Below are 25,527 nucleotides of genomic sequence, written 5' to 3' on the forward strand. Positions count from 1 at the left end.
AAATGAACAATAAAAATCCTTAAATAACAATCTAAAAAACTACCGTTCACACTACAATAATACCTTACAAATAAATATACAACCTAACAGTTACGTTAAAGTAACGTTACCCCTCTGTTTAGGAGTTATTCGTGAAACAAATAAATTACTTATAAATGCTAAAATTTAAGATCAAATTAATGCTCATTCTGCTACTCGTCAGTAGCAGTGTAATGGGCCAGCAACGTACCGTGGAGGGTACTGTGCTAGATGAATTCGGTTCTAGCTTTCCAGGCGTGACTGTTTCCATTAAAGGAACAACCACTGGAATAACTACTGGATCGGACGGTAAATACTCATTATCAGTGAATGCTGAGAATGCGGTTCTTGTATTCAGGTTTCTAGGTTACAAAACCACAGAAGAGCCTGTTGGAAACAGATCCACAATTAATGTATCGATGGTACCTGACATTATTGACGCGGGTGAAGTTGTAGTAGTAGCTTACGGTACTCAGGATACAAAAAGTATCACTGGTTCGGTGACTTCGCTTTCAGCTGAGAAAATCAAAGACAGACCTATTTCAAATGCTATTTCTGCACTTGGTGGTTCTGGCCCTGGTATTCAAGTAACGACAGCAACAGGTCAGCCGGGTGATAGCCCTGCCATTAGACTAAGAGGTATTGGCTCTATTAATGGTAGTAATACCCCTTTCTTAATCGTTGACGGTGTCCCTTTTAGTGGAAACATTAACAGGATTAACCCTGATGACATTGAGTCAATTTCTACTTTGAAAGATGCCGCTTCTACTTCATTGTATGGAGCAAGAGCAGCGAATGGTGTAATTATCATTACCACCAAACAAGGCAAGAAAAACTCTGCACCAACTTTCTCTTTCTCAACTAAGCAAGGAATTTCAGCCAGAGGTATTCAAGAGTATGATAGAGTTGATCCATTAAGCTACTACCAAGCATATTGGGAAGCGCTAAGGAATGACAAAGTAACTGGAGGAACAGATCCTGTTACTGCTGGAGCAGAAGCTACTGCTGAGTTAATTGACTTCTTAGCTTACAATGCAACAAACGTTGCCGATAATCAAATTATTGGGGCTGATGGTGCTATCAATCCTAACGCAGGCATCAGATATTCTTCTGACGATCTAGATTGGTTTGCTCCTATTGAAAGATTAGGTTACAGACAAGAATATAACTTCAGCGCTAAAGGTGCAACAGACAGAGCAGATTACTATGTATCTCTTGGTTATTTGAATGAAAAAGGGGTTTTCAAAAATTCTGATTTCGAAAGATATACCTTAAGAACAAATGTTAATGTTGACGTTCTAGACTGGTTAAAAGTTGGAGTAAACAACTCTGGTGATATCAGAATGACAAACTCTGTAACCAGTGGAGGTTCTGGATTCGCTAATGCTTTCTACAATGCAAGAAGAATGGGGCCTATTTTCCCTGTTTATGCTATTGACGATCAAGGAAACTACATTACTGATCCTGATTTTGGAACTAAGGCGTTTGACAGAGGGGATGGTAGATTTGGATTACCAAGAAGACCAAATAACACTTCTGGTAGACAAGCTCCTGAGGAATCTCTTTTGAATAACAGCTTAAATGAAGCCTTGTTCTTCAGAACTGTAGGTTATGTAGAATTAACCCCAATGAAAAACCTAAGCGTAAAAATCAACGGTAGTGTTGACATTGGAACATCAAATGGTCAATTCTATGGTAACCCTTTCGTTGGGGATTATATTCCAGTAGGTAGAGCGACTAAAAGCGCCAACTTCGATATCACTACTAACTTTAACCAGATTTTAGAATATTCTTTTGAATTGGACAGCAGAAACAGCTTTGACATCTTAGCTGGTCATGAGAGTTATGGCGTTAAGAACAATGATTTCTCTGCTTCAAAAACAGGTTATATTGTTTTAGACAATCCAGTTTTGGATAACTATACTACTATCACAAGTGCAACTTCTAGAGTTAACCGCTATAAAACAGAAGGTTACTTCTCAAGAATTAACTATAACCATGATGAGCGTTACTATGCGTCATTCTCTTTCAGAAGAGATGGTACTTCTAGATTCTCACAAGATGCGAGATGGGGTAACTTCTGGTCAATTGGCGCAAGCTGGAGAATGAGCGAAGAAGCTTTCCTTAGTGGCGTTAGTTGGGTCGATGAATTGAAACTTAGAGCATCATACGGACAAACAGGTAATGATAATGTGGGTGGTTTCTACCCTTATCAAACTTTATACTCTTCTGGCCAAAACAATGCAAACAACCCTGGATTCTTTAGCTATAGTGTTGGAAACAATGACCTACAATGGGAAAAGAACACTTCTGCTGACGTAGCGGTTGACTTTGAAGTTTTAGGTAGAGTGAGAGGTACTGTTGAATACTTCAACCGTTATTCTGACAACCTTTTGTTCTCTGTGCCAATCCCACGTGAATCAGGCTATACTTCTCAAAACAGAAACATTGGAAAAATGGTGAACAGAGGTTTAGAATTCGATGCCAATGTTGACATTTTGAATACAACAGGTGGACTTGAGTGGAACTTTGGTTTAAATGCAACTGTGCTTTCAAATGAAATCACCAAGCTTCCTGAAGATTCAAGAGAGAACGGCATCATTACTGGTTCTAAGAAACTTTTAGAAGGTCGATCAATTTATGACTTCTGGTTAAAAGATTGGTATGGCGTTGACCCTGATACAGGTAACCCACTTTACGTTTACGATCCAGAGTCAGAATCTACACCAGCGAACCTTTTGAAAGAAATCAATGGAGTTCCAGTAACAACTAACCAAAACAATGCAGTATACCACTATGATGGTTCTTCTATTGCAGATGTCTATGGCGCATTCACAAACAGTCTTTCCTACAAAGGATTCTCTTTTTCTGTAATGTTTGCTTATAGTGTTGGTGGTAAAATTTATGACAACAACTTGCAAAGCTTAATGGGTGCTCTTGACGGAGGAGCTCTTAGCGTTGATATTGCAGACAGATGGCAGAACCCAGGTGACATTACAGATGTACCAAGGATTTCTATTAACAATAATACCAACAACATTGCTGGTTCAGACAGATGGTTGACAGATGCTTCATTTCTAAACCTTAGAAATATTAACCTAGGATATGAGTTTAAGAAAACTGCAATTCAAAGCTTAGGAATTTCTAGCCTTAGAACTTACGTTTCGGCTGAAAACCTATTCTTCATTAGTGCAAGAAAAGGAATGAACCCTATGGAAACGTTTAACGGAACACAAAATGTTGGACTTTATCCTCCTTCAAGAGTTTTAACCTTGGGTGTTAACCTAAACTTCTAAAACAAAGACAATGAAATATATTTCAAAAATAATATTACTCTTTATTGTATTGGCTATAAGCTCATGTAATGAAGAATATCTAGACACGTTCCCTACGGATCAACTTGGAGCTGATCAAGTACTTGGTACTATTTCAAACCAAAGAGCTGCTTTAGAAGGGATTCACCGTCACATGTACGGTGTTGGAGGATCTCAAGATGAGAGGTCTGGTTACGGCAACATGATGATCAACTATGACTTCTTAGGACAAGACGTTGTGAACCCACAAAGAGGTTCTGGTTGGTTCATTGGTGTGCATCAATGGCTTGAGCATAGAGACAACGGAAGCTCATTAGTTAGACATACGTATGATTACTTCTATACCATGATTGCAAACGCTAACAATATTATCAACTCAATTGATGATGTTGAAGGAAGTGATGATGAAAAGAACAACATCAAAGGTCAAGCTTACTTTTACAGAGCATTTGCCCACTTTAACATGGTTCAACTCTACGGTGGTAGGTACAAAGCAGGTCAAGTAAATGACCAGTTAGGTATTGTGATCAACCTTGATGATTTAAGTAATCTTGGGGAAGCAAAATCACGTTCAACAGTGGATCAAGTATATGCTCAAATTGAAGCAGACCTTACCATTGCTTTACAAAGCTTGAATGCTTCAACAGTAACATTCTCGGATAAATCACAAATTAGTGCAAATGCCGTAAATGGTCTTTTAGCAAGAGTTGCTTTAACCAAAGGTGAATGGGCAAACGCCATTACTTTTGCGCAAGCAGCAAGACAAGGCCATGCCTTAACGTCTTCTGCTCAAATCCAAGAAGGATTTAACAATTCTGGTGCAACAGGTTGGATTTGGTCTAGCCAAGTTATTCCTGATCAAGGAACATACTTTGCCTCTTTCTTTGCTTATATGTCATACAACTACAGCTCTTCACACATTAGAAACGACCCTAAGTGTATCAATGCTGATTTATATGATATGATTTCTTCTACAGATGTTAGAAAAGGTTTCTGGAAAGTAACTGCGGCTGAACAAGCAGCGGTTGACATCCCAAGTAACTTCAGAAAAGCACCATATATGAACACTAAATTCGAAGCATTGCCTAGTGGAACTATTGGAGATGGTGACGTAGTGCTAATGCGTACTGCAGAGATGATTTTGATTGAAGCTGAAGCAAATGCTCACTTAGGAGGAGCTAATGAAGTTGCTGCTAGAACTGCTTTATTCTCTCTAGTTTCTCAGCGTGATCCAAATGCTGTAATCAGTACTAATACTGGACAAGCGCTTTTAGATGAAATCTTAGTTCAAAGAAGAGTTGAGCTTTGGGGTGAAGGATTCAATTTCTTAGACCTTAAAAGATTGAATTTACCATTGAAAAGATCTACTAGAGGTAGCTTCAGCCTTACTCAGGCTAGAGTTACTGATATTCCTGCTGGTGACCTTCAGTGGCAATTCTTCTTCCCAATTAGCGCGATTAACATCAACCCTAATTTGGTGCAGAACGATTAATAACAAGAAGAAGGTTTAATATCTTCCTCTACATAAATTACAGAAGCCCAATTGTATCAATTGGGCTTCTTCTTTTTTCTACTCCTCTTATCAAACCTCTATTGATATTCAAATCTACCTTGAATTATCCCCTACATTTCACCACCTTTGCGCTTCAAAAAATCACAAACTATGACTTCAGATCAGCTGAAAGATTTAAAAGCCAGGGTAGCGGCTTTGAGGGGGTATCTTTGACTACGATGTCAAGAAAAGTGAAGTAGAAGAAGAAGAACTGGTGACGGCCCAACCAGAATTCTGGAATGACCCAAAAGAGGCCGAAAAAGTATTAAAACAAATTCGTTTAAAGAAAGTCTGGACCACCAGCTTTGAAAACGTTTTGACCGCTTTAGAAGATGTTGACACCCTTAACGAGTTTCTCGAGATGGGTGAAGTATCGGAAGAAGAGGTGCAAAAGGAGTACAAAAAAGCACTTGAAATTTTAGAGGAAATTGAGTTCAAGAAGATGCTCAGTGGTGAAGAAGACCAGCTGAGTGCCATGATTGAAATCAACCCAGGGGCAGGCGGAACGGAAAGTAACGACTGGGCCGAAATATTGATGCGTATGTACATCATGTGGGGCGAAAGTAAAGGTTACAAGGTGAAGCAAATCCATTATCAGCCTGGAGATGTAGCAGGATGTAAATCTTGCACCCTTGAGTTTGAAGGTGAGTTTGCCTTTGGACTATTGAAAGCTGAATCTGGCGTACATCGTTTAGTGCGCATTTCTCCTTTCGATTCTGGCGGAAGAAGACACACTTCGTTTGCCTCCATTTTTGCCTATCCAGTAGTTGATGATACTATTGAAATTGAAATCAACCCTGCCGATATCAGTTGGGACACTTTCCGCTCTGGTGGTGCTGGTGGACAGAATGTAAACAAGGTAGAAACAGGTGTGCGTGTAAAACATGCACCTACTGGGATTACCATTGAAAACACAGAATCGCGATCACAATTGGGCAACAAGGAAAAGGCGCTTTCTATGTTGAAATCTAGATTGTACCAAATTGAGTTGGACAAGCGTAATGCAGCGCGAGATATAGTGGAAGGCGCAAAAATGAGGGTGGATTTTGGTTCTCAAATTCGAAACTACGTTTTACACCCTTACAAACTAATTAAAGATGCCCGAACAGGTTATGAACGAACTGATGTTCAAAACGTGTTAGACGGTGACTTAGACGGTTACATAAAAGCCTTTTTAATGCAACAATAAACTGAATGGAGCTTCGGCTCCATTTTTTATTTACCACTATGCTCAAAAGAAAGACAGGAAAGCCCAGCATTTACACCTTACAGTTCTTTTTACTTTGCTTCAGCTCCTTCCTTTTCTTCGGTAGTTTTAATATGATCGTGCCCGATTTGTATGACTACATCACCACCTTAGGCGGAGGTGAATACAAAGGCCTCATTATTTCATTATTCACGGTCACTGCAGGTCTTTCTAGACCCTTTAGTGGAAGGTTGTCTGACACAATTGGCAGAATACCAGTTATGATCTTTGGAGCCAGTGTATGCTTTGTAATGGGCTTTCTCTATCCAATGGTCAGCACCGTTTGGGCACTTTTACTCCTCAGGTTTTTGCATGGCTTTTCCACAGGCTTTAAACCTACAGGCACCTCGGCTTATATTGCCGATATAGTACCTTCTACAAGGCGAGGAGAAGCCATGGGACTCTCTGGATTTTTCGGAAGTTTAGGCATGGCCGCTGGCCCTTCGATTGGCCCAAAAATTACAGCCGCTTATGGTTTGGATATGACGTTCTATACTTCCTCAATCGCTGCAATACTATCAGTGATCATTCTAGCGGGGATGAAAGAGACTTTGAAAGACAAGGTTAAGTTCCACCCAAGATTACTCAAAATCAAATGGAATGAAATTATTGAACCAAGGGTATTCAACCCCTCCCTCCTCTTTCTATTGACCGCATTTTCATTTGGGGCGGTACTCACTTTAGTGCCCGACCTCACCATGCAATTGGGTTACGATCAAGGTCAAAAAGGAATTTTTTTTACTGTATTCGTAATCGCTTCTTTGGCCATTAGACTTTTGGCAGGTAAGGCTTCCGATAAGTACGGTAGAATCATTGTTTTGAAAATAGCAGCACTGGCCATAGTCGTCTCCGATGTTCTTATTGCCTATACGCATACTCAAACCATGCTCATGGTGAGTGCGGTAATGTTTGGCGTAGCAGTGGGCATGAATACCCCAACCATTTATGCATGGACAATTGATTTAAGCTTAGACCATTTGCGCGGCAAAGGCTTGGCCACCATGTATATTGCTTTGGAAGTTGGTATTGGTTCAGGAGCACTCATTGCTGGTTTTATTTATGCAAACCACATTGAAAACCTTCGCGAAGCCTTTTTGCTTTGCGGGGCACTTTCCTTTATTGGTTTCTTATTTCTTACTTTTGGTTTAAATTGGTCAAAACGGTTTGTGAAGAATACAGTTTAGCTGAAAACACATGAAAACACCAAAGACACTGCTCCCATTTTTTGCATTTGCCTTTCTCCACCTGTTGGCCAAGCTTATGGATTTTCCTACCATGGCTGATTTCACCAAACCACTTTTAATGGTGGGTTTGATGATTTACTTCAATAGTGAAGTACCAAAAACAGTACTGAGCAAATTTGTTAACGCAGCCCTATTTCTCTCTTTGCTAGGCGATGTTTTCCTGATTTTCACCGATGATCAACCCATCTTCTTTCTGCTAGGTTTGGCTTCATTTTTACTCGCTCACCTTGTCTATATTTTCCTTAACCTGAATCTAATAGACACGGAAGACCGAAAACTAAAATTCAGATGGCACGATTTGTTATTTGGGATTTACGGTCTGGTCATATTCCAGCAAATCAAGCCAGGCTTGGGAGACATGATGATTCCTGCTCTACTCTATACCATCGTGATTTGCATTATGGGCATTACCGCCAGCAAGCGCTGGGGAAAAACAGACAAAGCCAGTTTTTGGTGGATTATGATTGGCGCCTTTTTCTTCATCATCAGTGATAGCATTTTGGCCATTAACCAATTTGGAACCCCTTTTCCACAAGCAGACTTCCTCATTATGCTTACTTATATTATTGCCCAATTTATGATTGTGAAGGGAATTGTGGAGTTTATTAAGGGACTTAAGGCAAGTGAATAAGAGCCATTACGCCTTCAATCTATTTATCTTTCGTTCCGAATGAAAGTGCCTTCCTTTTCGCCAAAACCTTAAAACGGATAAAGAGTGTGATGGCGGCAATACTCAAACCTGTCAGCAGGCCGTACCAAACGCCTTCAGGACCAAAGCCAAGCACAAAACCAAAAAGATAACTGACCGGAATACCCAATACCCAATAGGCTACAAAAGTGATTACAGTAGGCACCCGAACATCAGACATTCCTCTAAGTGATCCCAAACCCACTACTTGCACTCCATCTGACAACTGGAAGAAACCTGCCACAATAATCAATGAACCAGCTATTCTTATTACTTCGGGGTCATCAATATAGAGTGTTGGGAAGAAATTATGGAAGACGATGTACACTACAGAACAACAGGCCATAAAAATAAGCGCCATCATAAAACTGGTATTGCCAGCGCGATTCAGGTTGAAAGCATCCCTTCTACCCACTTGGTTACCAATACGCACTGTAGAAGCCGCTGCAATACCTGTGGCCATCATATAACTGAGTGAAACTAAGCTCAAAGCAATTTGATGTGCCGCCAAAGGCACAACGCCCATTTTACCCATCAGCAAAGCAGCTCCGGCAAAAGCACTTACTTCGAATACAAACTGGGTTCCGCTTGGCACTCCAATTTTGAGCATGGGCTTAAAGTAGGCAGCCGTAATATTGAAGATTTTGAAAGCCTCCCTATAATACTTAGTTCTTTGGCTCTTCCCGACATAAAGGATCATGCCTGCCGCCATAAAAATTCTGGATATTAAAGTACCCCAACCTGCACCAATTAAGCCTAATTCTGGAAAACCGAACTTCCCGTAAATCAAAAGGTAATTGAACAACACATTGATAAGGTTCGCACCAATTGTAATAAACATGGTCGGTTTGGTGATAGAAAGCCCTTCAGCAAATTGTCGGAAATTCTGAAATAGCATCATCGGAATCATTGAAAAGAGGATGACATAGAAATATGGTTTCCCCAACCTTATTACTTCTTCGGGTTGAGAAAAACTCCCAAAACCAAAAGACAATAGATAACCAGACAACACTAATACTAAACTGGTCCCTAGACATAAAACAATTCCATGACGGAGCAGGCGCATAATTTTATTGCGATCGCCCTCACCATCCGCTTGAGCGACTAGGGGCGTAATACCATAGGACATACCAATGCCGAACATGAGAAATACCATCATCACATTGTTGGCGAATGAGGATGCCGCCAATGCTTCTGTGCCAATTTGGCCCACCATAATACTATCTACAATACCCACAGTAACGTGGCCTACTTGGCTCAGCATTACTGGGTAAGCAAGGTTAATCGTTTTACCGAAATGCTGTTTGTACGATAGTTTTTCCAACATCAGATTCCTTTTATTCTGGCGAACCTCATGATTGCCGCCACGCTTAAACTATCGGTAATACGACCATCGAGCACCATTTCTAAAGCTTCCCTAAAAGGTAATTTTTGGATTGAAATGTCTTCCGTTTCATCAAAGTTAGTTTGGCCCTCTTTAAGGCCTGTTGCTAAATAAGCATACCCCACCTCGTCTGTTACAGAATTGGAAGTATGAATTTTACACAGAAACTCTAATTGTTGGCAATCTAGCCCTGTTTCTTCTTTTAACTCACGCTTGGCGCCTTCTTCTAAAATTTCGTTTTCGGGTACAGCACCCATCGGGATTTCCCAGCTGTACTCATTCAACGTATATCGATATTGCCCAACCAGCCAGGTATTCATTTCATCGTCTATTGGAAGAATACCCACAGCTCGCCCTTTAAAAGACACCTTGCCATAAATTCCCTTTCCGCCTGAAGGATTGATCACATTAAACTCATCGACCCTAATCCATGGGTTCTCATAAACCAGTTTTCCGTCTAAAGTCTTCCAAGGATTTTTATGCGATTCCATGCCGCAAAATTAGACATATGTTTCAGCATCCAAATCAAAGTTTTAAGTTTGGGCATGTTATTATCAAATTTTGGTTCTGGAAAGATTGAAGCAGGTTGCGATGAAGCTGGCCGTGGCCCCCTAGCGGGGCCAGTAGTGGCCTCAGCCGTTATTCTGCCAGCTGATTATCAGAATGAATTGCTCAATGATTCTAAGCAACTAAAAAGGGCTCACAGAGAGCAACTTGAAATTGAAATCAAAGCAGAAGCCTTGGCTTGGGCCGTTTGCGAAGTAAGCCCGGAAGAAATTGATGAAATCAATATTCTAAACGCCTCATTTTTGGCCATGCACCGCGCCATCCACCAACTCAAGATAAAACCAGAACTGTTACTTATTGATGGAAATCGCTTTAAGGTCTATCAAAGCATTCCCCATGAATGTATTATCAAGGGTGATGGGAAATATTTATCGATTGCTGCTGCTTCCATTCTGGCCAAAGTAGAAAGGGACCGAATTATGAGTCACGCGGCTCAACAGTTCCCTGGTTATGGCTGGGAAAGCAATGCAGGCTATCCTACCAAAAAGCACCGTCAAGCCATTCGAGATTTAGGCATCACGCCATTGCATAGAAAGTCTTTTAGGTTACTGCCAGAGCAGATGGAGTTGTTTTGATTTTAAGACAAGGAAAGCTTCTTTCGAGTAGCATTTGAATTGTGATTCGTGAAAAGTCCCCTACGGGATGACTTAGTAGCTAGCTTATCAGCATTAAAAAACTCTGTGCACTAACATCAAAGTTAAGTCATGCTGTAAGTTCCGAAGTCTCGGAATTTCAGTAACACAAGATAAGAGTACGCTGAAAGTAGCAGGCAACTTGTAAGGCGTGAAAACTCCGAAGTCTCGGAGCCTACGGGATGACTTAGCAGCGTTCAAACATTTGATGCACTAAGTTCAAAGCTAAGTCATGCTGTAAGTTCCGAAGTCTCGGAATTTTAGCAACACAAGATAAGAGTACGCTTAAAGTAGCAGGCAACTTGTAAGGCGTGAAAAGTTCCCTACGGGATGACTTAGTAGCTGGCTTATCAGCATTCAAAATTTCGTGCACCAAGCTCAAAGCCAAGTCATGCTGTAAGCATCCTTTTCAGCAACACAAGACAGAGAATTAAAAACAGCAGTCTGTATCGTCCTGAAATAGGTTGATTATAATCTTATGGATTGGTTATAATAACCCTTGGACGGTTGGCTGGGCAGCAACAAAAAAAGACGACCCATGGCAGCAGGTCGTCTTTTATATTTAGGTGAAAGATTTTAATCAATCAACATTGTCATGTAGAAATTTATTGTTGCCCATAATTTCATCGTCATCATTAAGGTTATAGCGTGATACATTGCTCTCAGATGAAGGTGGTGCATCATTTAACCTCACTTGCCTACGCTGATAAGCAGGAACTTCAAGTTTCTCTTTTATATCATCATTCTTGATCTGATAATTTCCAGAGCTACGTAATTTCTCTTCTCTTAGTCTTGCTTGCTGCTGAAGTTTGTTGCGCTTCATTTCCAAGAAATCCTTGTAACGCTGCTCTTCGTGATCTAGCTCAACACGTTCATTACGTAAACGAACTTCAGGATCCTCATTGGCTTCTGGACCTACTTCTTCGATGTCATATTTCTGAGCTAACCTAGACAAGAAAGTATAACCCGAAGTGATGTTATCATCATCGCTGTCATCCTTATTTTCTACTTCATCAATTTCTTGACGCGGTTCTGGCTTTTCAAAACCTGCACTAAACAATGAAGATTGTGTTGGTTTCTCAATGAAAGAAGGTTTTTCAACATTACGTTCGATTGGCTGATTACTCTCTAAATCGATGACCGTTTTCTTAGTTGTATTTGGTCTCGCTTCCACCACTGGAGTTTCAAACCCTGTAGCAATTACAGTTACGCTAATGCTTTGCCCGTGCTCTACATCAATACCGTGACCGAAAATCACCTCTGCATCATCACCCGCCTTATCTTGGATGTACTCAGTGATTTCAGTAAGCTCGTCCATTTGAAGTTCAGCTTCTTCGCCAGAAATAATAGAAAGCAATATTTTCTTAGCCCCTAAAATATCTTGACTGTTGAGTAACGGAGAAGAAATTGCCATTTCGGCTGCCCTTAGTGCTCTTCCTTCGCCTTCGGCAGAAGCAGAACCCATAACTGCAGCACCTGCTCCTTTCATTACGGTTTGAACGTCCATGAAATCGACATTTACATAGCCAGGAACAGTAATGATTTCAGCAATGCCTTTCGCGGCTGTGGTTAAAATATTATCAGCTTCGGCAAATGCCTTACTGATCGGTAGGTTACCGTGGATTTCTCTCAGCTTATCGTTGAGAATGACCAAAACAGTGTCACAATTTTCCTTTAATGCAGCAATACCTTCGTTGGCTGCGTTCATTTTCTTTCTTCCTTCAAAGCCAAAAGGAGCCGTAACAATCCCTACCGTAAGTAGGTCCATGTCGCGTGCTATTTTAGCAATGATCGGAGCAGCTCCTGTTCCGGTACCTCCACCCATTCCTGCTGTAATGAATACCATTTTGGTATCTTCACCCAGCATTTGACGGATGTCTTCTTTGCTTTCTAAAGCTGCATTTTTACCCACTTCTGGGCTAGCGCCTGCACCAAGACCTTCGGTGAGACCAATGCCAATTTGCAATCTATTAGGAATAGGACTGCTTTTCAATGCCTGCGCATCGGTGTTACATACAATAAATTCCACATCCTTAATTCCTTGATTATACATGTGGTTTACTGCGTTGCTTCCTCCTCCACCAACTCCGATCACCTTGATGATCGATTTGTGATGCTTTGGAAGTTCGAACATATAAGATTCTGCCATGATTATTATGTTTAAGTCCGAAGCCTGAAGTCCGAAGACCGAAGACAAAAACGGACATTTGTTATTTTACATTATTTCTAAATGCTGTCATCAAATTAAATGACCAATTGCCAACAGCATCAAATTCACTTTTTGTTTACTTCCTAGTACTCTCCGCCTTTGTCTTGAAAATCATCCATCAACAAACCTTTTGTTTTATCGATGAGGCCTTTGAAGAAGTCTGAGCTTTTCTTTGCGCTCTTCATTGTCTTCTTTCCTGAGGCCACTTGATTTTCCATGTAGCGATTTTCTCTTTCATCTATTGCTCTAAAGCCCGAAAGCACCAAACCAACGGTGGTTGCATACATTGGGCTTTTGATTGCTTCAACTTTGCTCTTGCCAAGGTGTTCGTTCGGGTAACCAATTCTGGCATCCATACCCGTCATGTACTCGAACAACTGTTTTACATAACCCAGTTGTGAACCACCACCAGTAATTACAATTCCACCAGCCAACTTACTGGCATAACCTGAAGTGATAATTTCTGAATGTACCAATTCAATAATCTCTTCCATTCTGGCCTCAATAATATTGGCGAGGTTTCGGATTGAAATTTCCTTCGGTGGCCTATTTCTTAAACCAGGAATCGAAACTATTTCATTTGGATTAGCCTCTTCTGCAATGGCTTTTCCAAATTTAGTTTTCAATAGTTCAGCTTGATTTTGCATTACTTTACAGCCTTCCTTAATATCAGAGGTAATGATATTTCCACCAAAAGGAATGACCGCTGTGTGTCGGATAATATTATCGTGGAAGATCGCGATGTCGGTAGTACCACCACCAATATCTACAAGGCAAACGCCAGCCTCTTTTTCTTCGTCACTTAAAACAGACATGCTCGATGCCAACGGTTCTAGAATCAAATTTTCAATTTCTAAACCAGCTCTTCGCACACATTTATTGATATTTCTAATGGCATTAGTTTGGGCAGTAATCACATGGAAATCTGCTTCAAGCTTAACACCCGACATACCCACTGGGTCTTTAATTCCTTCTTCGTAATCCACAATGTAATCTTGTGGCATTACGTGAATTATCTCACAGCCGGGAGGCATTACAATTTTGTGTATATCATTCGATAAACGAGTTAAATCGCTTACCGTAATTTCGTCTTCAACCACTTCGCGGGTGATGCTACCATGGTGCACAGAACTCTTAATGTGCTGACCCGCAATACCCACATTTACCACATTGATTTCAATACCCGATTGCTCACTTGCTTCGGCAATTGCCTTTTCGATTGCAATAACGGTTTTATCAATATTGGTCACTATACCACGGATTACTCCATCAGAAACGGCTTTACCCATCCCTAATACTTCGAGTTTTCCATACTCATTTTTCGTCCCCACAATCACACAGATCTTCGTGGTTCCAATGTCTAGTCCGACAACTATTTTATCTTCTTGCATGGCGTTGTTTGTATTTTATATTTCAGAGCTTCTATGATTGTAAACCTGTCACTTCTACATTCATTTTCACTTTAAATTCCTTTTTTTGATCACTCACAAATGAGTTGATCCTTGTATTCTACATTTACTCTACTGTATGTATTCCAACCTTTTGTTGGCATAATTTCCTTGAAGAAAATTTCCAACCTTTTAAACTTCGACTTGAAGTTTTCTGCATAACCAAATTCAAGTTTCTGGTCTCCCACTTGTGGAATCATCACTACTTTTCCATTTTTACCCACTATCAACTGAGCAATCTGCATACTCCAAAACTTATCCTTGTTGATGTATTCAACCAAATCATAAAGTTGGTGGTCGTACTCGTTTCCCTCAATACTTTTTCGAGCAGTCAACTCATCCATATATTTACCTGAAAGCACAATGACTCTTGCGGTATATTTGTTAGAAACTGGTAAAATATCACCCTCCTCACCCAAATAGGCTTGCTTTCCGTTATTAGCAACTATCCTTGCTATTGGCTTATCCTGAATGGCCTTCACTACCAAATGACCATTTAAATCTCTAAACACTTGAGCATCCTTCACGAAACTGTGCGACTCTACTCTTTGCTCTATTTCCTTCAAACTCACCCTTCCGTAAGCATCACCCAAAACGGTATCTCCCTTGTTTTCGAAGATGAGCGACATTACATCCTCTTCATCGATAAAGAAGTTCTCATAGGTGTTTTCTATGTCCACTTCGATGTCGTCAATTCTGTATCCCAATTCCCTTTTATCAATAAAACTGATCATAGATATTAGAAGGACAGATGCCCCAGTAATTCCTACTACCCTCCAAATTGTTTCTTTTGCTCTCATGACAATTCAGCTTTTATAGGTTCTACAAACTTATCAATATCGCCTGCACCAATGGTTAAAAGCACCTCGGGCTGCCAAGCCTTAATCTGCTCAATCAGTGCTTCTTTGGCACTAACTATTTTCTTTTCAGCAATCACTTTTTCGAGCAGCATGTCTGAAGTAATTCCTTCAATCGGCTGTTCTCTTGCTGGATAGATGTCCAACAAAATCACCTCGTCAGCCAAGCTTAGGCTCTCAGAAAATTCTGGAGCAAAATCTCTTGTGCGACTAAACAGGTGTGGTTGAAAAACAGCCGTAATTCTTTTATTTGGGTAAAGCGCTCTCACCGACTTCAATAGTGACTCAATTTCTACTGGATGATGTGCATAATCATCGATATACACCAAGTCTTCAGTCTTGATAATGTATTCAAAGCGTCTTTTCACCCCTTTATAAGTACTTATTCCCTCACGAATAGAATCATCATCTGCACCAAAATATTTGGTTACAGAAATGGCCGCCAAGGCATTTTCTACATTGTGAAAACCTGGTACATTCAATCGAATACCTGAGATCGTTTTCTTGCTCGTTTTATAATCGAAAACGAAGGCAGCCTCTTCAATTCTTAGGTTTTCAGCTGTAATATCAGCCGACTCCAAAGCATAGCTCGAATGATGGATTCGATTTTCGTCTCCTAATATTTGGCTTCCCACTCCTTGCTTCGCGAAGAGTTTACCTTTCTTTTCTATTTTACTAACAAACAGTGCAAATGACTCTTTCAAAGCGTCTTTATCACCGTAAATATCTAAATGATCCGCATCGATAGAGGTAACCACTGCCGCATCTGGACGAAGCGTTAAGAAAGAACGATCAAACTCATCGGCTTCGATTACTGCGATAGAATTCGTTTCCTCATTCATCACCATGTTTGTACCGTAATTGGTGGCAATTCCTCCCAAAAACCCAGTACAATCAATGCCTGCGGTTTTCATCAAGTGGACGATCATAGAACTGGTAGTAGTTTTACCATGCGTTCCAGCTACCGCTACACTAATCATGCTTTCGGTAATCAGCCCCAACACTTGCGAACGTTTCATAATAGTGAAACCTTCCGCCTTGAGCCAAGCCCACTCCTTATTGTCTTTTGGAATAGCTGGCGTATAAATTACCAAAGCATCTGCCTTTGACGCTTTGAATTCGTTACTGATTAGAGCAGAATCATCTTCAAAATGAACTGCAATACCTTCGTTTTCTAATTGACGGGTTAGGGCAGTTGGCGTTTTATCATAGCCCGACACAGCTTTACCATTGTGCTTAAACCATCGAGCCAAAGCACTCATTCCGATCCCTCCGATCCCAAGAAAATATACGTTATGTATGTCTCTCAGCTTCACGATATCAATTTTAAAATCTCGTCAACTATTTCATTTGCAGCATTGGGTTTAGCCAATGCCTTTATTTTTTCACTCAGCCTTTCTTGCTTTTCCTGATCACGGATCAGCGCAATGGCTTCGTCTATTAATCTTTCTCTGGCTTCCACATCTTTCACCAAAATGGCAGCATCATTGTCTACCAAAGCTTTCGCATTTTTGGTTTGATGATCTTCGGCCACATTAGGCGAAGGCACAAAAATTGTCGGCTTGGCGACTATACTCAATTCCGAAACCGATAATGCACCTGCTCTAGAAATCACCACGTCTGCTGCTGCATAGGCCAAATCCATTTCTTTCAAAAACCCGAAAAGAAGAATGCTCTTTGCATCTCCTGAAGCTTCTAGTTTCTGTTTCATTTCAGCATGGTAAAACTTACCGCACTGCCATATCACTTGAATACCTTCCGCTTTCAATTTTTCTAAACCTAGCACCATACTGTCGTTAAGTGTTCTGGCACCAAGGCTTCCTCCTAAAATCAACAATACTGGTGCATCACTAAAACCAAAATGCTTTAGTGCGGCTTCCCTTTTTCCAGATAAATCAACTATATCTTTTCTCACTGGATTTCCTGTAAAAGCGATTTTGTTGGCCGGAAAGAATTGTTCCATACTAGGGTATGCTACACAAATCCTTTGCACTTTCTTCGCCAATAGTTTATTGGTAAGACCTGCATATGAATTCTGCTCTTGAATCACCGCTGGAATCCCTTTTCGCAAAGCCACCCTTAGCAAAGGCCCACTGGCATAGCCACCAACACCTACTACTGCATGAGGTCTAAACCTTCGAATAATCCCTGCACTTTTGCTTAGACTATTCACCAGTTTTACTGGGAAAAGAAGGTTGTCGAAAGTGAGCCTGCGCTGCAAACCACTGATCCAAAGACCAATGATTTTATAGCCTGCTTCTGGCACTTTCTGCATTTCCATCTTTCCTTCAGCACCCACAAAAAGAATTTCAGCATCATCGAAACGAGCTTTAAAAGCATTAGCAATAGCAATAGCTGGGTAAATATGCCCGCCTGTGCCGCCTCCGCTGATAATGATTCGATATGGTTGTTTCTTTTCTATGATTATTATGCTTTAGCTGTATTTCTTAAATCACCTGTTATGGGCGAAAATATTTCTTGTTCTCCTCGGCTCACACTCAGGATAATTCCCAAGGCAAGACCAGTAAAAAGTAATGAGGTTCCTCCCATACTAATCAATGGCAACGTTTGCCCCGTTACAGGCCCTAAACCCACCACAACACCAATATTTACCAAGGCCTGAATGACAATAGCGAAACTGAGCCCTGCCGAAAGCAGCCCTCCAAATGCCCTGTCACTGTTGGCCATTACTCGCATTCCTCGATAAAGCAGTACTAAATAGAGGAACAAAACGAACACACCTCCAATCATTCCATATTCTTCGATAATGATGGCATACACAAAATCTGAATAAGGATATGGAAGGAAATTTCTTTGATCACTTTTACCTGGCCCTTTTCCAATTACTCCGCCTGTGGCAATAGCGATATAGGATTGTTGTGCCTGATAAGGAACTTCTTCTTGGCTTATAAAGTCAGTTACCCTGCTAATTGCTGTTCCTCCACGCTGACCAAAACTCATGGCAAGTACTCCTACAAACGCACCAACGACCATTAGCATGGCCAAATACTTTGGTGGTACTCGGCCTATAAATAAAAGCAGCATGCAGGTTAGAAACAGCAAAATCGCTGTCGAAATATTTGTCATTGCAATAAGGCCGCAGATAGCGCCACACCATGCTAACATCGGAATCAAGGATTCTTTGAAACTTGCAATGTTTTGCTGCCTTTTGGCCAACATACTTGCTAAACCTGCGATTAAGGCCATTTTAGCTAAATCGGAAGGCTGAAATTGCAAACCAATAAATGGCAATTCAATCCACCTTGAAGCATCGTTGACTGTTGATCCATACAACCAAGTGTACAATAAAAGCGGCACAGAAATAAACAGCGCGTATCGGGTGATTTTAGAATAATATCGGTAATCGATTTTATGTGCAATCCACATCACCAACATGGCCAAACCCACCATAATGGTATGGCGAATGAGGTAATACTCAGTATTGCCTCCCATTTGCTTGTAGGCCAAAGAGCCAGTAGCACTATATACTACCAAAATACTAATGAGCGAAAGGCATAGCACCACCACCCAGATGACGGGATCGCCCTGAAGGTTTTTATCGGCCCATGCTTTTAGCTTAATCATTTCTTTAATTTTAGATTTTCCCTTACGCTAATTCCATTACTATTTTTCTAAACTGGTCTCCGCGATCTTCATAGTTCTTGAACAAATCGAAACTTGCACAAGCTGGAGATAACAAAACGGTATCGCCCGGTACGGCCAAATCTTTGGCCATTCTAATCGCTTTAATCAAATCATCTGTCGCCTGAATGCTGGGCACTAAGTTTTCGAAAGCCGTAAAGAGTTTCGTATTATCCTTGCCTAAGCAAATCAAGCCTTTTACTTTATTCTGTACCAAAGCCTGAATCAGGCTATAATCATTTCCTTTATCAACCCCACCTGCAATCCAAACAATAGGTGCATCAACTGCATCCAAAGCATAGTAGACAGAATCCACATTAGTCGCTTTTGAATCATTGATATATTTCACTCCGTCAGTTTCCCTTACAGGCTCTAGTCGGTGCGGTGCATTTTTGAAGTTTTTAAAACCACGAATAATGGCCTCATCACTTACTCCCGCTAGGCTTGCGGCATAACCAGCAGCCTTGGCATTGAGCATATTGTGTTGCCCCTTTATTGAGATATCTGCTCTGGGGGCGGATATCTCAACGTTTATAGGGGTAAAAAACAACCTATCATTTGTTATCTCAGAGGCGTCTCCTCCGAGCGAATAAGGATGAAATTTCACACCACGATCGGCTTTAGAAATGTTCTTCCCAATTTGGTGGTCATCGCTCCAATAAATGGCATGACCACCCAGATGTAAAAGGTGAAAGATGCGCATCTTCGATGCGATATATTTTTCGAAGTCGTAATCGTATCTATCCAAATGATCTGGAGTGATATTCAATACTACAGCAACGTTCAATTTCAATTCGTAGCAGTCATCTAACTGAAAACTACTCAGTTCTAGTACGTACCAATCGTGTTGGTCTTCCACTACCTGACGTGCTAAACTTTTTCCTACATTTCCTCCAAGACCAACATTAAATCCCCCCTCTTTCAAAAGATGGTAGATTAAAAGGGTGGTAGTGGTTTTACCGTTTGTTCCAGTAATACCAATGAGCTTTGCGGCCGTATGCCGAGCTGCGAATTCAATTTCGCCAATGATTAAATTTCCTTTAGCTCGAAGCTGCTTGATTAAAAGAGCCGATTCAGGAATACCAGGGCTCTTGATCACCAAGTCACTTTCTAAAATCCGCTCTTCTGAATGTGTCCCACTTTCAAACTCAATACCATTGGCCTCTAATTCCTGAATATATTGAGTTTTGATCTGCCCCATATCAGACACGAACACATCATAGCCCTTTGCTTTTCCAAGCAATGCTGCTCCTGTTCCGCTTTCGCCTGCACCTAGTATGGTTAGCTTCCTTTTCAAGTTATCAGTTATCAGTTATCAGTTATCAGTTATCAGTTATCAGTTATCAGTTATCAGTTATCAGTTATCAGTTATCAGTTATCAGTTATCAGTTATCAGTTATCAGTTATCAGTTATCAGTTATCAGTTATGGCTGAGTTTTTTTTCAGAGAATTGAGTTCCCTGACTCCCAATTTTTTCAATTCTTTTTCCCGTTTTCTTCCCGATACTTCGGGACTGTTTTCCTGTTTCCTTATCAACTACCTCAATTTCAGTGTTGCCAATGTTATAATTGCCAGCAGAATTCCGATGATCCAGAACCTCGTTACAATCTTAGCTTCTGGTATTTCCTTTTTCTGATAGTGGTGATGCAAAGGCGACATTAAAAACACCCTTTTTCCTTCACCATATTTCTTTCTTGTGTATTTGAAATAGCTCACCTGAATGATTACAGAGAGGTTTTCGATCACAAAGATTCCGCACAATACAGGAATCAAAAGTTCTTTTCGGAGCACTAGAGCCAAAACAGCGATAATTCCACCCAATGAAAGACTGCCTGTGTCACCCATAAAGACCTGAGCCGGATAGGAGTTGTACCATAAAAAGCCTACACAAGCTCCCACAAAGGCAGTACAGAAAATTACGAGCTCCCCAGAGTTTGGTATGAACATGACATTCAGATAATCTGAGAAAATTGCGTTACCCGATATGTAAGCGAAAATCGCCAAGGTCAATCCAATGATGGCCGATGTTCCCGCAGCTAAGCCGTCAATTCCATCCGTAATATTGGCACCATTAGAAATGGCGGTAACAAAGAAAATCACAACCAAAATGTAAATGGCGGCAGTGACCCACTTGCTATCTGTCGGGTTGAATGCGTCATAATCCAACTCATTATTCTTTACAAATGGAATAGTGGTAGTAGTGGATTTGCTGTCAACATAATTTGGTGATGATGCAACTTTAACTGTTTGAACTTCAGGAATAGGGTTGAATTCCCTAACCACCACATCATCATTAAAATAAAGTATTGAACCCACCAAAAGACCAATTCCCACCTGACCAACTACTTTAAATTTACCAGCAAGACCTTCCTTGTTCTTCTTAAAAACCTTGATGTAATCATCCAAAAAGCCAATAGCGCCTAAACCCAAAGTGGTGATTAACAAAAGGATGACATAAATATTTTCAAGCTTAGCGAAAAGCAAAGTTGGAATTACAATCGCAGCAATAATGATAAGTCCACCCATGGTAGGCGTACCCTTTTTAGCCATTTGCCCCTCTAAACCCAAATCTCTTATGCTCTCCCCGACCTGTTTGTTTCGAAGCATATTGATCAGCTTCTCACCAAAAGTAATGGTGATTAATAAAGATAAAAGCACAGCCATACCTGCACGGAAAGAGATGTACTGAAACACTCCCGCGCCAACCAAGTCAAATTCTTTATCTAAATAATTAAACAGGTAGTACAGCATACTTTATGATCTTCTATTTATTTATGAATTAGGTTTAACATGTCTTTCAATACTTTTCTATCATCGAAATCGGATTTCACTCCTTTTACATCTTGATAGGTTTCGTGACCTTTTCCCGCCACTAGGATAATATCATTAGGTTCGGCCATTGAGCAGGCGGTTTTAATCGCCTCTCTTCTATCTGCCATGACCAGTGTTTTTCTATAATTGCTCGGGCTCACGCCTTTTTGCATATCTTCGATAATCGCCAATGGCTCTTCAAATCGCGGGTTATCTGAGGTAAGCACCACCTTATCACTTAGCTCACAAGCAATCTTGGCCATTTCAGGTCTTTTGGTGGTATCTCGATTTCCACCACAGCCTACCACTGTAATCACTTTCTCGTTTCCACTGCGGAAAACTTTAATGGTAGAAAGCACATTTTCCAGTGCATCTGGCGTATGGGCGTAATCGACTATAGCGGTTATGCCTGTATCAGTAAGCACCTGTTCAAAACGACCTGGCGCTGGGTTTAAATCCGATAAAGTTTGAAGTACATCTGCTGGTTCTTCCTCCAACAAAATGGCTGCTCCATAAACCGCCATCAGATTATAGGCATTGAAATCACCAATCAGTTTGAACCAAACATTATGGCCTTCAATATCCAATTCCAAACCTTGAAGGGTATTGGAGAGAATCTTTGCCTTGAAATCGGCCATGGTTTTTAGTGCATAGCGGTATTTCGAAGCTTTAGTATTTTGAAGCATTACTGCTCCTCTTTTATCGTCTATATTGGTTAAAGCAAAAGCAGAGGAAGGAAGTCCATCGAACAGCATTTTCTTTGCTTTGATGTACTCATCGAAAGTCTTGTGATAATCTAAATGATCGTGGGAGAGATTGGTGAAAACTGCCCCTTGAAAAGTAAGTCCTGAAACACGGTGTTGCACCAAGGCATGAGAACTAACTTCCATAAAACAATGAGAACAACCTTTGGCCACCATTTTCGCCATCAACTCATTCATTTGAATAGCATCGGGAGTGGTGTGAGTTGCAACAATTATTTCATCATTGATTTTATTGACTACTGTAGACAGTAAGCCAACATTATAACCTAGTTGCTTGAACAGCTGGAATAACAAGCTAACACAGGTTGTTTTTCCGTTGGTGCCAGTAACACCCACCAGCTTTAATTTAGCACTAGGGTTACCGAAAAAGTTAGAAGCCATAATACCTAATGCCTCACTACTATCTTTCACCTGAATGTAAGTAATGGAGGTATTCAGTATTTCTGGAAGTTCTTCACAAATAATAGCAGCAGCGCCTTTTTCAATGGCTTGCTCGATATAATCATGACCATCAACTTGGGTGCCGCGCGTAGCAATAAAAGCCGTGTTGGCGCCCACTTTTCTTGAGTCGAAAGCCAATGCAGCCACCTCTACAGCCGTATCGCCAGACACTGACTGCAACCCCACTTTGTACAATATGTCTTTTAGTGCAGACATCTAAATTAACCTAGTTCAATATTGATCGTTGTTCCTTTTACTATTCTTTTCCCTCTCGAGATCGATTGCCTAAGCACTCGGCCCGTACCAGAGACGTTAACTTTTAACCCTTTATTTTCCAGTATATAAAGCGCATCTCTAAGCGTCATTCCTTCTACATTCGGTACAAGGTTAGACTCAGGATGATTCGATTTCCAAGCAATCGCATTGTTGCTAACACTGGCCCTTACCCATTCTGTATTTTCTTCTTCCATATGATTTGAAATCCCAAACTGATTCAACAGTTGGTTCAATTCATCATAATTACCAGCCCTAATTACAGGGAAAGTTCCTTCTTTGGCCAAGCGCTCTTCTTTGAATGTATCATGCAAACCAAGGTCAAGGGCAAATATCATATCGGCAATTTCTTTGAAAACAGGTGCAGAAACATCTCCCCCGAAACTGTTCCAGCCTTTGGGATCATCAATCACCACGATGCAAGAATACAAAGGCTCATCGGCAGGGAAATAACCAGCAAAAGACGCATAGTAGCGCTGCTTATAATATCGTCCGTTGATCAATTTTTGAGCTGTCCCGGTTTTCCCAGCAATCTTATAAAAGTCGTTTTTAATGTTTTTGGCAGTACCTCTTTCCACCACACCTTCCAGCATGATTTTCAATTTCTCTAGTGTAGCTTTTGATGCTATTTTTTTATCGAGCGTTTTAGCCTTGAATTCTTCTACTATTTGATTTCCCTTTCTAATGCTTTTCACAATAATGGGCTGAATCATTTTACCATCGTTGGCAACTGCATTGTAGAAAGCCAAAGTCTGAAGCGGAGTTATGGCAGTTTCATAGCCTACAGACATCCAAGGCAAACTCGTTCCACTCCAAGATTTATCATCTGTATTCTTAATGTATGGAATGCCTTCACCCATCATTTGAAAGTCGAGCGGTTGACCTAAGCCCGTAGACTTAATAATATCAATATATCTCTGTGGGTTCTTTCCGAAATATTGATCTACTAATTTGGAAACCCCCACATTGGATGACTTCTCAAATACTTCCTGCACAGTAAGTTTGCCATACCCACCCTTCCAAGCACTTTGATCCTCCATAGAACGATCATAAAATTTAACCGTTCCATCACCTGTATCAACAGAATCCGTAAGCTCAATCTTATCCGCCTCTAAAAGTGCTAACATGGAGGCAAGTTTAAAGGTAGACCCAGGGTCATTTAAGCCTTGGACCGCATAATTATAATCTTCTACGTATGAACCACTTTCCGTTCTTGTAAGGTTAGACATGGCCTTAATTTCACCCGTTTTAACCTCCATTAAAACCACAGTGCCATAGGCCGCCTCGAATCTTTCTAATTGCCTCAATAATGAATTCTGAGCTACATCTTGAAGATTGATGTCGATTGTTGTAAACACATCATATCCATTTCTAGGCTTTACATCTGAAGCTACATTTACAGGCATCCAATTACCCCCTGCTATTCTTTGATATAAACCTTTCCCGTCTTGACCGGCCAAAAATTGATCGTAGCTCTTCTCTATTCCTACGGTAGCTTCTCCATCCTTATTTACACCACCAATTGTACGCTGGGCTAAAGTTTTGAATGGGCGATGACGTTCATCGAACTTATCAAATATTACCCCACCAATCATTTGACCTTCTCTAAAAATTGGCCATTTCTCCATCATCTCTTTATTCTGATAATTGATGAGGTTGTTATTTAGAACTAAGTACCTCTTGCGGGACTGTCGAGCTTCCGAGATCTTCTTCCGATATTCACCAGGAGAGCGATCTCGAAAAAATTTCGACAATAGTAGTGAAAGGGAGTCAATACCTGTTTTAAAGGTATTATCGTTTGCAAGCGATGGGTCGAGTGCAATTTTATAAAAAGGAAGTGAGGTCGCCATCAAGTCATTACCATCGGCATAAATACTTCCACGGGTGGCCTTTATTGTTTTATAGTCCAGCCCAATTTCTTGTGCTTCTTTTCGCCACTCATCGCCTTGAACAAACTGAATGTCTGCAATCCGGTAGATTACTACCAAGACAAAGGCAATCACAGCTAAAAAAGCTATTCTTACTCTTAGTAATATCGACTCCTTAATATTCACTTTTGTCTACAACAATTTTGTATGGCGGTTCTTTACTTTCTTCTAATCCTAGTTTTTTTACGTTCTTGGCGACTTCCGACTGCTTACTGCTGTACATATAATCTGCTTCCAGCGTAGTAACATCGGCCCTTAAATCCTCAACCTCGGTTTCTAGTTTATCAATATTCCTATTTGCCTTTTCAGCATAGTGACTGTTCCAAACATAGAACACACCCAACAATAATGCGAAAGCCACTTTTGGCAGGTGCTTCACCGGAAGACCTGTCTCTAAGTTTCCAGCAATTTTCAGCTTTGCCAAAAGACCAAACAACCCACCACCACCTCGAGTGCTAGATTTATCATTCTTTTTCGCTTTAAATTTATTCGCTGCCACTTTCGTTTAC

The 25,527-nt window shown here is 40.7% G+C and carries 19 protein-coding genes; 6 read left to right on the forward strand and 13 right to left on the reverse strand.

The window, feature by feature from the left end:
- Window positions 1–155 precede the first annotated feature (155 nt).
- From VOI17_RS13715 to VOI17_RS13735, 5 genes are all read left to right on the forward strand, one after another.
- Complete coding sequence (locus tag VOI17_RS13715) at window positions 156–3,314, forward strand: SusC/RagA family TonB-linked outer membrane protein (RefSeq protein WP_323757790.1); 3,159 nt, start codon at window positions 156–158, stop codon at window positions 3,312–3,314.
- A gap of 10 nt (window positions 3,315–3,324) precedes the next feature.
- On the forward strand, window positions 3,325–4,824 hold the full coding sequence (locus VOI17_RS13720) for a RagB/SusD family nutrient uptake outer membrane protein (RefSeq protein ID WP_323757791.1): 1,500 nt from the start codon (window positions 3,325–3,327) through the stop codon (window positions 4,822–4,824).
- A gap of 171 nt (window positions 4,825–4,995) precedes the next feature.
- A protein-coding gene (gene prfB, locus VOI17_RS13725; RefSeq protein WP_323757792.1) for a peptide chain release factor 2 occupies window positions 4,996–6,073 on the forward strand; the annotation gives its coding sequence in 2 pieces (ribosomal slippage) (window positions 4,996–5,055 and window positions 5,057–6,073; 1,077 coding nt in all).
- Between the two features lie 38 nt (window positions 6,074–6,111).
- The gene (locus VOI17_RS13730) at window positions 6,112–7,314 is read left to right on the forward strand and encodes an MFS transporter (RefSeq protein ID WP_323757793.1); all 1,203 of its coding nucleotides are present in this window, start codon (window positions 6,112–6,114) and stop codon (window positions 7,312–7,314) included.
- Window positions 7,315–7,324: 10 nt separating this feature from the next.
- Complete coding sequence (locus VOI17_RS13735) at window positions 7,325–8,005, forward strand: lysoplasmalogenase (protein ID WP_323757794.1); 681 nt, start codon at window positions 7,325–7,327, stop codon at window positions 8,003–8,005.
- 19 nt (window positions 8,006–8,024) lie between these two features.
- On the opposite strand, the gene VOI17_RS13740 is transcribed toward VOI17_RS13735, so the two are convergent.
- A complete protein-coding gene (locus tag VOI17_RS13740; RefSeq protein ID WP_323757795.1) occupies window positions 8,025–9,389 on the reverse strand; it encodes an MATE family efflux transporter in 1,365 nt (454 codons plus the stop codon).
- Window positions 9,389–9,937 carry an NUDIX hydrolase gene (locus tag VOI17_RS13745; RefSeq protein ID WP_323757796.1) on the reverse strand — a complete coding sequence of 183 codons (549 nt, stop codon included), beginning with the start codon at window positions 9,935–9,937 and terminating at the stop codon, window positions 9,389–9,391. Before VOI17_RS13745 ends, VOI17_RS13740 begins: the two co-directional genes overlap by 1 nt.
- Window positions 9,938–9,991: 54 nt before the next feature.
- Between VOI17_RS13745 and VOI17_RS13750 the strand changes: the two genes are divergently transcribed.
- Window positions 9,992–10,588, forward strand: a complete 597-nt coding sequence (locus VOI17_RS13750; protein ID WP_323757797.1) for a ribonuclease HII — start codon at window positions 9,992–9,994, stop codon at window positions 10,586–10,588.
- Between the two features lie 637 nt (window positions 10,589–11,225).
- Here VOI17_RS13750 and ftsZ read toward each other — a convergent pair.
- From ftsZ to VOI17_RS13805, 11 genes are all read right to left on the reverse strand, one after another.
- A complete protein-coding gene (ftsZ, locus tag VOI17_RS13755) occupies window positions 11,226–12,794 on the reverse strand; it encodes a cell division protein FtsZ (protein WP_323757798.1) in 1,569 nt (522 codons plus the stop codon).
- A 143-nt stretch (window positions 12,795–12,937) separates the two neighbouring features.
- The gene (ftsA, locus tag VOI17_RS13760; protein WP_323757799.1) at window positions 12,938–14,245 is read right to left on the reverse strand and encodes a cell division protein FtsA; all 1,308 of its coding nucleotides are present in this window, start codon (window positions 14,243–14,245) and stop codon (window positions 12,938–12,940) included.
- 89 nt (window positions 14,246–14,334) lie between these two features.
- Window positions 14,335–15,102: a cell division protein FtsQ gene (locus VOI17_RS13765; RefSeq protein WP_323757800.1), complete on the reverse strand. Its 768-nt coding sequence runs from the start codon at window positions 15,100–15,102 to the stop codon at window positions 14,335–14,337.
- Window positions 15,099–16,475, reverse strand: coding sequence for a UDP-N-acetylmuramate--L-alanine ligase (murC, locus tag VOI17_RS13770; protein ID WP_323757801.1), 1,377 nt, complete (start codon window positions 16,473–16,475; stop codon window positions 15,099–15,101). The genes VOI17_RS13765 and murC overlap by 4 nt, the downstream gene beginning before the upstream one ends.
- The gene (gene murG / locus VOI17_RS13775) at window positions 16,472–17,584 is read right to left on the reverse strand and encodes an undecaprenyldiphospho-muramoylpentapeptide beta-N-acetylglucosaminyltransferase (protein WP_323757865.1); all 1,113 of its coding nucleotides are present in this window, start codon (window positions 17,582–17,584) and stop codon (window positions 16,472–16,474) included. Before murG ends, murC begins: the two co-directional genes overlap by 4 nt.
- Before the next feature lie 2 nt (window positions 17,585–17,586).
- Window positions 17,587–18,744, reverse strand: a complete 1,158-nt coding sequence (locus VOI17_RS13780) for an FtsW/RodA/SpoVE family cell cycle protein (RefSeq protein ID WP_323757802.1) — start codon at window positions 18,742–18,744, stop codon at window positions 17,587–17,589.
- 22 nt (window positions 18,745–18,766) lie between these two features.
- Complete coding sequence (murD, locus tag VOI17_RS13785) at window positions 18,767–20,098, reverse strand: UDP-N-acetylmuramoyl-L-alanine--D-glutamate ligase (protein ID WP_323757803.1); 1,332 nt, start codon at window positions 20,096–20,098, stop codon at window positions 18,767–18,769.
- Between the two features lie 239 nt (window positions 20,099–20,337).
- The gene (gene mraY, locus VOI17_RS13790) at window positions 20,338–21,552 is read right to left on the reverse strand and encodes a phospho-N-acetylmuramoyl-pentapeptide-transferase (RefSeq protein WP_323757804.1); all 1,215 of its coding nucleotides are present in this window, start codon (window positions 21,550–21,552) and stop codon (window positions 20,338–20,340) included.
- 17 nt (window positions 21,553–21,569) lie between these two features.
- Window positions 21,570–23,033: a UDP-N-acetylmuramoyl-L-alanyl-D-glutamate--2,6-diaminopimelate ligase gene (locus tag VOI17_RS13795; protein ID WP_323757805.1), complete on the reverse strand. Its 1,464-nt coding sequence runs from the start codon at window positions 23,031–23,033 to the stop codon at window positions 21,570–21,572.
- A 5-nt stretch (window positions 23,034–23,038) separates the two neighbouring features.
- On the reverse strand, window positions 23,039–25,144 hold the full coding sequence (locus tag VOI17_RS13800) for a penicillin-binding protein (protein ID WP_323757806.1): 2,106 nt from the start codon (window positions 25,142–25,144) through the stop codon (window positions 23,039–23,041).
- Window positions 25,134–25,517, reverse strand: a complete 384-nt coding sequence (locus VOI17_RS13805) for an FtsL-like putative cell division protein (protein ID WP_323757807.1) — start codon at window positions 25,515–25,517, stop codon at window positions 25,134–25,136. Before VOI17_RS13805 ends, VOI17_RS13800 begins: the two co-directional genes overlap by 11 nt.
- Between the last annotated feature and the right edge of the window lie 10 nt (window positions 25,518–25,527).

This window comes from Roseivirga sp., from assembly GCF_034669765.1.
GTDB lineage: Bacteria > Bacteroidota > Bacteroidia > Cytophagales > Cyclobacteriaceae > Roseivirga.